Source organism: Galbibacter mesophilus, assembly GCF_023721415.1.
GTDB classification, from domain to species: domain Bacteria; phylum Bacteroidota; class Bacteroidia; order Flavobacteriales; family Flavobacteriaceae; genus Galbibacter; species Galbibacter mesophilus.
In genome coordinates this window covers 252885-264895 of the sequence record NZ_JAMQVC010000003.1, presented here as the reverse complement: position 1 = coordinate 264895, position 12011 = coordinate 252885, and the positions used below count along the sequence as shown (strand labels likewise).

7 protein-coding genes are annotated in these 12011 nt (G+C 39.3%); 3 read left to right on the top strand and 4 right to left on the bottom strand.

Annotated elements, in window-relative coordinates; all coding sequences use genetic code 11:
- Nucleotides 1-45: 45 nt before the first annotated feature.
- The 3 genes from NDQ75_RS12910 to NDQ75_RS12900 are packed head-to-tail and all read left to right on the top strand — an operon-like array spanning nt 46 to nt 4279.
- Nucleotides 46-1482, top strand: coding sequence for a sulfatase (locus tag NDQ75_RS12910; RefSeq protein ID WP_202029444.1), 1437 nt, complete (start codon nt 46-48; stop codon nt 1480-1482).
- 29 nt (nt 1483-1511) lie between these two features.
- Nucleotides 1512-2480 carry a nucleoside hydrolase gene (locus tag NDQ75_RS12905; RefSeq protein WP_202029445.1) on the top strand — a complete coding sequence of 323 codons (969 nt, stop codon included), beginning with the start codon at nt 1512-1514 and terminating at the stop codon, nt 2478-2480.
- A complete protein-coding gene (locus tag NDQ75_RS12900; protein ID WP_202029446.1) occupies nt 2480-4279 on the top strand; it encodes an arylsulfatase in 1800 nt (599 codons plus the stop codon). The genes NDQ75_RS12905 and NDQ75_RS12900 overlap by 1 nt, the downstream gene beginning before the upstream one ends.
- A gap of 395 nt (nt 4280-4674) precedes the next feature.
- Here NDQ75_RS12900 and NDQ75_RS12895 read toward each other — a convergent pair whose 3' ends face one another.
- Genes NDQ75_RS12895 through NDQ75_RS12880 form a run of 4 tightly spaced genes read right to left on the bottom strand, consistent with a single transcriptional unit; the run spans nt 4675 to nt 11899 of the window.
- Nucleotides 4675-6117 carry an alpha-amylase family glycosyl hydrolase gene (locus tag NDQ75_RS12895; RefSeq protein ID WP_202029447.1) on the bottom strand — a complete coding sequence of 481 codons (1443 nt, stop codon included), beginning with the start codon at nt 6115-6117 and terminating at the stop codon, nt 4675-4677.
- A 44-nt stretch (nt 6118-6161) separates the two neighbouring features.
- Nucleotides 6162-8795, bottom strand: coding sequence for an outer membrane protein assembly factor BamB family protein (locus NDQ75_RS12890; protein ID WP_202029448.1), 2634 nt, complete (start codon nt 8793-8795; stop codon nt 6162-6164).
- A 15-nt stretch (nt 8796-8810) separates the two neighbouring features.
- Nucleotides 8811-10319: a sulfatase family protein gene (locus tag NDQ75_RS12885; RefSeq protein WP_202029449.1), complete on the bottom strand. Its 1509-nt coding sequence runs from the start codon at nt 10317-10319 to the stop codon at nt 8811-8813.
- Nucleotides 10320-10324: 5 nt separating this feature from the next.
- A complete protein-coding gene (locus NDQ75_RS12880; RefSeq protein WP_202029450.1) occupies nt 10325-11899 on the bottom strand; it encodes a sulfatase family protein in 1575 nt (524 codons plus the stop codon).
- Nucleotides 11900-12011: the final 112 nt, after the last annotated feature.

The following is a 12011-nucleotide window of genomic DNA, read 5'->3' as shown; positions in this document are numbered from 1 at the left end:
ATATAATTTCCTTTAAAAGAGGAAATTCGTTAATTGTCAAAAATCATGAAAAGCACTTACTTTATAACTGTTTCAGCAATAATTGTACTACTTTTTTCTTGCAAAAAGGAAACAAATGAAACTCCGTTAAAAATACAACAAAAACCCAATATTTTGTTTATTATGGTAGACGATCTTCGACCAGACCTGGGCTGTTATGGAGATACACTCGTCCAATCACCTCACCTATATCAATTGGCTTCAGAAGGGGTTTTGTTCAAAAATGCATATTGTAACTTTCCAGTGTGCGGTGCCTCAAGAGCCAGTATTTTAACAGGATTGAGGCCTACGCCAGAACGATTTTTAAAATACAATACTTTCGCGCAGGAAGATGCTCCCGATGCAAAAGTATTGCCAGCGTATTTTAAGGAAAATGGATACACCACCATTTCCAACGGAAAAATTTTTCACAATAAAAACGATCATGAAGATGCTTGGGATGAACTGTGGCGTCCGGACCCAAAGAACTTCAGTAATTTTGATTACCACACAGAGGAAAATTTAAAAATGATTGCTGAAGGAACCCGAGGAAAAGCGTATGAACGTGGCGACGTTCCAGACAGCGCCTACTTTGATGGAAGAATTGCAGCAAAAACAATAGCCGATTTAAAAAAACTGAAGAATTCCAACCAACCTTTCTTCTTAGCCGCTGGTTTTTTAAAACCTCACCTCCCATTCAATGCTCCAGAAAAGTATTGGAAACTATACGACGGTAAAATAAAGCAACCGAATAATAATTTTGTCCCAAAAAATGCTCCCGAAATTTCCATCCATAATTCTGGGGAGTTAAAGCAATACAGGGAAATTCCGAAGAAAACACCTGTGGCAGATTCTACCGCCATTAAATTGATTCACGGTTATTACGCCTGTATTTCTTACGTCGATGCGCAAATCGGACAAGTATTACAAACCTTAAAAGAGTTAGAACTGGATAAGAATACCATTGTGGTATTAATGAGCGACCATGGTTACAACCTGCAGGAACACACCATGTGGTGTAAACATTGTAACTACAAAACCTCTTTGCAATCAACGCTTATGGTTAAAAATCCGTTTACCAATAAAACAGGTGTTGCCGAAACTTTAGTGGAATTTGTAGATGTCTACCCTACTTTATTAGAAGCGGCTGGACTTCCTATGCTAGAACAATTGCAAGGGAAAAGCTTTATGAAAGTTCTTGAAAATCCGAATGCCGAATTTAAAGATTTCATCATCGCAAAATACAATAACGGAATGACCATTAAAACCCATACCGAGGCTTATACTGAATGGATTGGAAAAGATGCTGCACCAAACAATAAAATGTTTTACAACCACATCACAGATCCCAAAGAAAACACCAACACGGTAGCCCATCCAGAAAACAAAAAACTAACAGACTCCTTGAGCAAATTGTTAAAAGAAAACTGGGGAGCCGATTTTAAACTTCCCGACGAGGAATAAAATAAAAAACACTAATGAAATCCGAACACTTGAAAACATTCCTAACGATACTTTTATGTTGCCTTTTAGGCGCTTGCAGTGCGCCTACCCGTGTAATTTTTGATACCGATTTAGACTCCGATGTGGACGATGTGCAGGCATTAGCGATGTTACATGCTTATGAAAAGAAGGGATTAATTGATCTTTCAGCAGTAATTGTAACCAGTAGGGATAAGTATGCTCCTGGCTGTGCAGATGCCATCAATACTTTCTACGGAAATGGGGATACTCCCGTGGGTTTTCTAAATAATGGAAAAAGTTTAAAACATTTCTCCAAATACACCAAAGAAATCTCTGAAGAATTTCCTCACGATTCAGGTTCTGCCGAAAGCATGCCAACTGCTTTAAAAGTGTACCGAAAAACCCTTTCCGAAAGCCCTGACAATAGTGTGGTTTTGGTAACCGTGGGTCATTTATCCAGTTTACAGCAATTCCTGCAATCGCCGCCTGACGATATATCTCCTTTATCCGGAAAGGAATTGGCGGAAAAGAAAATAAAAAAATGGCTCTGCATGGGAGGTACTTTCCCAAAAGGAAAAGAGGCCAATTTTTTTCGCCCCGATCCTGCATCTACGGTGTATTCCTTAGATAATTGGGATAAGGAGGTTGTTTTCTGCGGATGGGAAGTCGGTAAAGAAATCCTTACAGGTGGTGAATATCTTAAAGCCAATCTCGCTAAGGACAATCCTGTGTATCGCGGCTTCGAATTATACAATAATTTCGCTGGGCGCCCTGCATGGGACCAAGTGGCGGTAATGCTTCTTGACGAAAAAGCTTCCTCCAAATATTTTGAAAACGTTTCCGATGGCTATGTAAAAGTTTCTGCTGACGGAAGCAATGAGTGGATTGCTGAGCCACAAGAAAACAAAAAGCATTCTTACGTAAAAATAAAGCCAGAAGTTTCTGGCGATAGCATCGCACGGGAAATGGATGAATTAATTCTAAACCTAACTGAATAATGAATAGATTTTTGATTGTTCTGATAAGTTTCCTTTGTCTTTTCTCTATTGATAAAAACTATGGTTTTCAGAAAAAACAACCTAATATCATACTGGTCATAGTTGATGATGTGGGCTACGGAGATTTAGGTATTAACGGGCATCCTTTTGTTCAAACGCCAGCTATTGACAATCTATTTTCTGAAGGTGTTCAATTTTCTGATTTTCACGTGCAGCCGATGTGTACACCTACTCGTTCGGAATTGCTTACCGGTCGACATTGTTTGGCAAATAAAGCCAATAATGTGAGTAGTGGTCGCGCCTTGATGCGTACCGATCTTCCCACGATTGCTGAAATTTTAAAAGAAAATGGTTACAGCACCGGACTTTTTGGGAAGTGGCACTTAGGGAGCACCTACCCTTATCGCCCACAAGATCGCGGTTTTGAAGAAACCTTATGGTTTCCTTCTTCCCATGTTGGCGCTATTCCAGATGCCTGGAATAACGATTATTTTGATGATACTTACATACAAAACGGAAAAGATACCTCTTTTAATGGTTATTGTACCGATGTTTTTACCGAAGAATCTATTCGTTGGATGCGAAAACAAGCTAAGGACAATAAACCGTTTTTCAGCTACATTGCCTTTAACGCAGCGCATGCCCCCTATTTTATAGATGAAAAATACAGCGCTCCTTATTTAGATAAAATATCGGAGGAAATTCCGCTCAGGGGACGAAAATCAATCGCTAATTTCTTGGGAATGATTTCCAATATTGATGAAAACACTTCAAAATTGCTTTCATTTTTAAAAGAAGAAAACTTGGAAGAGAATACCATTTTTGTTTTCCTATCGGATAACGGCACCGCCAATGGGGAAAAGGTTTTTAATGCTGAAATGAAAGGCAAAAAAAGATCGCTTTACGATGGTGGACACAGAGTACCGTTATCGATTCGTTTTCCTTCAGCTTTGCTTCCAAAGACCATTCAGGAGAGCACCAATGTTTTGGATATCTATCCTACCCTATTGGATCTAGCCGGAATATCTTCCGAAGTAAAATTGGACGGTTTGAGTCTTTTACCGCTGATAAAGGGAGAGAAAAAAGCATTGAACCAATTTAAAAACCGAATGTCGGTCATACAATACAGTCCGTTTATTTGGTACGTCGACCCTAAACATTCCACAACGCCCGTAAAAGGTGATGCTACCGTAATTTGGAACGATTGGCGACTGGTAAATACGGAAGAATTGTACAACGTTACCAACGATCCGCATCAGGATAAAAATGTTGCTGAAAACAACCCCGAAGTAGTGGGTAAAATGATTAAATTTTACAATAATTGGTGGGAAAAAGTTTCTATTCGCAATTCGGATTTTCTTCCTGTCTATATTGGTGGTCCTGAAAATCCCGTGATGCATACGGCCTGCGATTGGATGGATGTTTTTATGGACAAAGGCGTTGACGTAAGAAAAGGCGAGCCTAGAAACGGCGGTTGGAAAGTTAACGTACTTAGCGCTGGAACTTACAAAATCACCTTGCGCAGGTGGCCTAAAAGTGTTGATGCTGCCCTTAACGGTGGATTACCAGCTTATGAAGGGAAATATGGAAGTTATCCCGAAGGTAAAGCGCTTCCCATTCACTTTGGCTCCCTTAAAATTCAAGATTTTCAGCAAACGGAAGAGGTTTCAGAAGATAATGATGAAATTTCTTTTATCGTTCCGCTGAAAAAAGGAATTACTGAAATGACTACAACCTTTTCAAACAAAAATAACGAACCTATTTGCGGCGCCTATTATGTATATGTGGAGAAATTGTAATCTGTAGCCATTAGTATTGAGTAGTTAGAATTAAGTAGTTTTTTACATAGAAACAATTGTATTTCCCGCGAGGTTATCTCTTTTTGCTACTCGTTAATCTTTTACTGCTACTGACTCATATTCCATTGCTACCCATTAAAACTGTATTGCTACTAGTTCATTTCGGGTTGCTACTCATCAATATTGCATTGCTAAAGGCTAATTTTTGGTTGCTACAGGCCCTTTTTGTGTTGCTACCAACCAATAAAATGTTGCTACCGGTTAATCTCGGATTGCTACCCGTACATCTTAGATTGATACACATCCCAAGGTGACATCTCGCTACGCTTGAAGTGAAAAGAATGTCCTATCGAATAAAAAGAGATATCAATTAAACCGCGATTACCCTTAAAATATCATGATTTCTCAATGAAAACCCTGTACCCCCAAGGAGCTACTGTAAACGCAGTAGACTCTACTTTTTTGTCGTTAAAATAATCGATGATTCCTTTTTCTATGCCTACCATATGCATAGGGATGTATTTTGGCTCTCCTCCTAAATTAATGATTACGGTAATCGTCTCTTCATCGTTCCATCTTTTAAAAGCATAAACATTACTAGTACCCGCTATTGGGATTTCTTGGTACCCTCCGCTTACCAATGCTGTATGGTGCATATACAAACGGAACATTTTTTGGTAGAAAGTATCGTATTTGGTTTCGAAAGGAATTTTATCTGGGGTATGGTAAATAACGCCATACTCTTGCCCTGTCCAAATCATAGGCTGCCCAAACGGCAAGGTAGCACATAGAACCATGTAAGATTCCAAAGCTTCCCCGAACTTTTCTTCAATAGGCGTTTTCCTAAACCATGATTTATCGAACACATCTTTATCAAAATACCAAGTCATGCTTGGGTAAGCGTATCCTGTGTATTCTATATCGTGATTGGTAGCGTGACGCAACCTTCTGAAACCTTCAGGATAATGCTCTTGCTCCCATTTCAACACATCAGTAATTACATCTGCATTTCTTCTTCCGTGAACCACCGACCAAAAAGCGGGCGACAAAAACCAATCGTACGTCATGCTATGAGAAGGGTATGCCGCAGGTGCATGTCCCTCGGCTAACATGAATACATCTTTGTGTTTTTTAATTCTAGGTACTACCCAGTTCCAGAACTCCATCGGAAAGCGATCGGTAACATCCGTTCGGAAGCCATCCACATCGAATTCATCAATGTAGTAAACCAGTAGTTTTTCCATGTATTTCCAAAGATCCTTATTGGTATAATCCAATTGTGCCAAACTACGCCACGGACTTGTATAACCTACGGTTCCGTTTTCATTTCTAACATAAAATTCTGGATGTTCTTCAATAAAAACATGGTCCCAACCAGTATGGTTAATCACCACATCTATAATGACATGCATATCATTTTTATGAATGGTTTTGACCAAATTCTTAAAGTCTTTTTCACTCCCGAACTTGTCGTGAATTTCGTAATAATCCCTTCCGTTGTAAGGGCTTGTAGGGTCTGGAATTCGTGCATGTTCCGGCACGGGAATAACCGATCCACCTAGACTATCCACATAATTTTTCTTTACTAAAAAATGACTCCTAGCGGTAATGGGTTGTAGCCAAACTATCCCCACACCCATGTCTTTTAAAACAGTAATATTTTTCTCAAAACCTTTAAAATTCCCTTCTGGAGAGGCTCTTTCGATATTAATTTCGTACAATGGTTGATTATGAGACCATTCAGGTCCTAAAATATTTTCCTGTGGAGGAATGGTTAATTGAGCACTCGCAGAAAAGGTTATTCCGAAAAGTAGAAGCAGTAGTTTTTTTATTTCCATTTTAAATCATATTCAAGGTTAGATATAAATAGCGTGTAAAAATCTTACTCAAACGCATACAAATAGCCATCGTTGGCAAGGATGAAAGCATTATCCCCATAAATTGAGGTACAGGTTTCTTCGGCCCGGCCTCCCATACGGTATTGCCATCTCATGTTTCCTGTAGCGACATCCCAAGCACGCATGTAGGTGTCTGTAGTGGAAGCCGTAAAGAGTAAATCTTGACAAATAACTGCTCCTGTTAGTCCACCCGCAAATGGAATATCATATACTTTCTCTCCAGTTTTGGCATTTAAGCATGTAGTATGCGACGGAAATGGAGCCTGATGCAACCAAGGCAAGTACGTACTGTACAACACAAATTCACCATCGGAAACCGGTGAGGCATTGCACCACTCCCCATCTAATGGATATTTCCAAAGCTCTTCTCCAGTGGTTGCATTTAAGGTATACAAATACTTGCTGAGAAAACCTTGTCCATAAAACTGATTGTTACTTACAATCGTGGAGCCCGAATCGGGATGACCTGCAATATCAGCATTCCAAATAAGTTCACCGGTATTTTTATTAAATGCGTAGTAATTTCCGTTCCAGGAACCGAAAAACACCTTATCACCATCTATAGACGGTGCAGGGTAGGCACCTTCTTTACTTTCGTATTTCCACAAAACTTCCCCAGTTTGCTGATTACAGGCATAGAAATCGCCCTGTACGGTAGCAAAATAGACGTTTGTATCGTCAACATTTGGTGATGCCCACGTCCATTGATACGGCTTCTTCCAAATTAATTTTCCGCTTTTGGCATCAACACAGTAAAATTTATCCGTTCCACCCTGTTGTCCGAAAAACACTTTTCCATTAGCCACGGCTGGTGCCCCACAAATTTGTCCCCGGGTTTCAAACTTCCATACTTCTTCCCCCGTTTTTACATCTACAGCATAAACAAATCTGGGACTCCCAAAATAGGCTATACCATCTACTACAGTTGTTCCCGCTTGATAATCGGGTCCGCCGCCAACCAAATCGGCCAGCACACGCTCTCCGTCTTGATTTGTGGTCGATTCGAAAATACTTTGCTTCCAAAGAACCTCGCCGTTTTCAGGATTAAGTTTATGCAAGTAAAAATCAGAAGATGGCACAAAAACCCCATTTTCGTACACACTTAAGTCGGCATACACGCCATGATTAGAGATGTTGGATTTCCAAGCTATTTTAGGATTTTCAATCGATAAATCAATTCCATACACGGTTCCTTTTACGGTAGCCGCAATCAATTTTCCTTCAGAAATTACAGGAGCAGAACGCACCCAATCATCCGTTTCGATTTCCCACAATAATTTGCCTGTATCTTCCGCTAAGCAAAAAACTTTTTTAGTGGCACTTCCAACATATAATTTTCCTTCATGGGAAACAATCCGACTAAATTGCTGAAATGCTTTCTCCTCTGTTGGTAGTTTTTGTTCCCAAAGTATTTCTCCTTTTTTAGTTTCTACGGAAAAAACACTTCCGTTTTCATTGCCAAAAAAGACATTCTTTCCTTGCACAGATGCTTTGCTATTAATGGGCGCTTTAGTTTCAATAGTGAAATTTACTTCTCCGCTTTTGGCATCGATGGACTTAAAATCACCTTGAAAATTCCCAGCATAAACGCTATTATTCACGAGCAGCGGTTCGCTGTAAAACTCACCCATATAATGTTTCCAAAGGCGTTCTCCCGATTGGGTAGAAACACATACCAAGCTATCAAAAGAAACCGTTTTCACTTCCCCTCCAGTTTGCCCCGCACCAATTTCTTGCAAACTATGCGGAAAAACCAAAAATTCGCTATTTCCATCGAAAGCGCCATAGCCGGCACGGTAATCCACATGTCCAGCGAACACTTCTTTTTCTTCTATCCCTGTATCTTTATTAATGTAAACAAAGTCTTTTGCCGCTCCTTTGTTTCCACCGCTACCAATTTCACGAACAATCAAGTGGTTTCCTGCAATGATTGCCGGAGAAACGTTTCGAGGTGTTTTATATTGATTTTGATTCTCTTTTTGATGTGTTTTCCAAAGATACGCTCCTGTTTCAGCATCCAAACAATAGGCTTCATAAGAAACCCCCGGCGAAGCCATATAAACTTTACCATTTGAAAACGCTGGTTTACTGTACCAAGAATGCCCAGCCGCGAATCTCCATTTCAACGTTCCTTTTTGTGGCCCAGGCTGTTCTGTAAATCCGGTTTGTCCTAAATCTCCTCGAAGGGTGAACCAATCTTCAGTAACAAAATTAGAATCTGCTTCCCGCTCCATTTTTATTAGATGCCGATTAGGATTTTTACCGAAAGCTACTTCAATTTTTTCCAAGCCTCGATACATTGAATCTATCGCAGGGAAATTATCTGGAGTTTTTCCGTTCTGAATGTGTTCGGTGTAATATGCTCGAAGCGGATTTAAATCGGCACCGGCGTAACTTAAATGACGAACCCAAAGTTTTAAGCCGTTTACTCGTTTGGCAAAGTTTGTACTATCTGTAGGTATATCATTTAAAAGTTCGTTTCGAAGGGAATCCAATTCCATCAACCCTGTTTCGACTTCTATTTCTGTCTTCTCTTTTTCTTCCGAAGCACAAGAAAACAATAGAACAACTATTATAACAGATGAAATTACACGAAGTTTTTTAAGCAAATCTTTCATTCTAAATCGGTTACTTTAGGTTGGTTTATGCAATTGCGCTTCTTTAATCTCCTTGCCTTTCTTGGTCATTTTTTCAATATATCTAGCGAAAGCGTCCGGTGTACCTTCCTCAAAAGCTTTTGCAGAAGGATCGTTGGTACGCTTAAGTTCTTCGAGCAACAATGCCTTTAATTTCTTTATTTCTGAAGCATATTCGGGATTATCGATTAAATTTTGGGTACAAGCAGGATCGTCTTTTACGTTATAGAGCTCTTCCGGAGTACGGTAGAAATAAAATTCTCTGAATTCTTCAACATTTTTTTCTTCTGAATTTGCAACTACTTCATACGCTTGTGAATAACGAATTACCGGCTCAATGGATTTCTTCCCGTCCGCCCAAAAATTCACGATATATCTGAAATCCTTTGTCTGAACGCTTCTAGAAGAGTATGGCAACACTTCCCCAGAACGCGCTGTGTGATATTCATATTCAGAAAAAACCGCATTTCTATCCGTTTGCTTTTCTCCGTCAATAATACTTTTAAAACTTTTCCCATCGAACTTTGGGGTTTCTTCCATCCCTAAATATTCCAAAAGCGTAGGAAAGATGTCCAAACTTGTTACCATATGTTCGGTATCGGTCCCCTTTTTTATTTTTTCAGGCCAACGAAGAATTAAAGGAGTGGCATTACTTTCTACATAACAATCGTGTTTTGCCTTTGGAAAAGCTTTCCCATTGTCACTGATGAACACTACAATGGTATTGGAAGAAAGTTTTGCTTCTTCCAAAGCTTCCAGAGCAGCACCCACCATTTCATCTGCTCGGTGAACGGAAGTTTGATACAGCGCTTCATCATACTTTATTGCTGGATGATTGGGTAAAAAAGGCGGCATTTCAACTTCCGAAGAGTCGTACAATTTGGTCACTTCGAACGGTTCTCCGGTTCCGCCTGGATATTTATTTTTATCACGCGTAGCGAAAGGACGATGTGGATCTGCCGTATTTGCTACTAAAATAAATGGCTTCCCTTTTTCCTTTGCTGAAACCATGAATTTCTTGGCATATTTTTTAAAAAGCTTTGGAACTCTAGATCCTTGAATAGAATCGTTGCTAATAACTTCATCCCAAGCAAAACTTTCCATTGGTTGGTAATGAAACTCTTTGTGCATTATCCCGGTTTGATACCCTTTTTCCTTTAAAAATCTCGTAATCGGTACCACATTGGGTTTAATTCCGTTTTCAGCAAAAGAGCCGTGGTTATGCGCGTAGAGTCCGGTTAAAATGGTAGATCTACTTGGGTTACAAATAGAATAATTAACAAACGCATGCTCAAAACGAAAACCTTCCTTTGCCAATTGGTCGATATTTGGTGTTATATTTTCAACCGAATTACCATAAACACCCACCGAAGACTGACTCATATCATCAACCGTAATGAGTAAGATATTAGGTGTTTCGGTATTGTTTTGGTCTTCTTTTTTTTCTTCGGATTTACAACCGATAAAAACGACTGTAAAAAGAAGTGCAACTATAATTCGTGTCATGTTTTTTAATTTAAGCCTGACGCTATTTGTAAAGGCCATTGCTTATTTATTCGTGTGATTCTCTCCCGATCTTTGGATTTTTTATACTGATATTGATAAAACTCCTCGAAAGCTTCAGGTGTTCCTTTTTTCAAATATTTATACGCTGGATCATTTGTTTCCTTTAAATGATCGATCAATTTGTTTTTATAGGAAGCTATTATTTCTTGGTAATTTGGATCGTCAATTAAATTATTCATACAATCTGGATCTTTCTCCAAATCGTAGAACTCTTCTGGTACACGGTGAAAAAAGAAATAATAACGATCTAAACTTTCTTTGTTTCCGTTAAGCATTACATCGGTAACGTAATGACGAAACCAACCGTCTTCTGCCCAAGAGCCTTTATTGGTGCGCTCACCATTCGACCAGAAATTAACTATGTATGAGTATCGCTTACTGTGAATGGCGCGAGTAGGTTTGGTTACATATTCTGGATGCCAATCGTAGCCACCTGTTTCATGAAATTCCGAAAAGGCATATTCACGGGTTTCTTTTTCAGTTCCTTCAACAATATCCCAAAGCGATTTTCCATCAAATTCAACATCGGTTGCTATGCCAGCGACTTCCAAAATAGTTGGTACAATGTCAATTCCCATAACTAAATTATCCTTTTCCACAGAACCTGATTTGATTTTACCATTCCACTTCATGATAAAAGGTACACGTGTACCATTGGGCATACATGTTTCCTTGGCGAACGAAAAAGGCATTCCGTGATCGCTAATAAACAACACCAAAGTATTTTCCTCCAATCCACTTTCTTCTAACGCTTTCATTACAGCACCAACAGACTCATCAGCGCGGTGAACAGAAGTAAAATAACTTGCATATTCCTCTTTTTGACCTGGAACGTCTGGAAAGAAAGGAGGAAGCGTAACCTCATCGGCAGTAATTCTTCTGGAAAAGCCGTTTAAAACTTTTCCTTGCTTAATTTTATGCTGTTCTATTTCACCACCAGCAAAAGGTCGGTGCGGATCGTTGGAATTCGCCATCAGGAAAAATGGCTTTTTTGATTCTTTTGTTTTCTCAAAAAAGGCTTTGGCGTATTTGTAATACATTTGTGGGCTACGGCCTTTGCTAAGTTCTTCGTTGGTTCTGATGTAATAATCCCAATAGAATTTTCCGTGTGGCAAGAGATGATCTTCTTTTCCCATTACACCATTTAAATAGCCATTTTTATGAAGAATTTCGGTTAAAGTGGTCACTTTTGGATCGATAGGCTCAAATCCTTCCGCAGCGTTGTTGTGTGGATAAAGTCCAGTTATCAAGCTCATCCTTGAAGGATTACAAGAAGCCGCCTGAATATACGCCTGATCAAATTTGAGTCCGCCCGCAGCCAACTTATCAATATTCGGGGTAATGCTATCGATGGTATTTCCGTAGCAACCGGGGCTGTCCCAGTTCATATCATCTACGGTAATAAATAAAATATTGGGTTTACTATTTTTGGTGGATTGCGCCTGCGTCTGCTGAAGTGACAACATAGAAAATACAGTTGCCGTAAAGCAAACGCAAGCGTTCTTAAATAATGTTTTCATTTAAATTAATTTAATTTTTCTTGGTTTCAATTTATTTGATGAACCAATAAAATGACGCGTATATTTTTTCAAATTGAATTCGACATAACCAACAATTCAATAGGACGACATA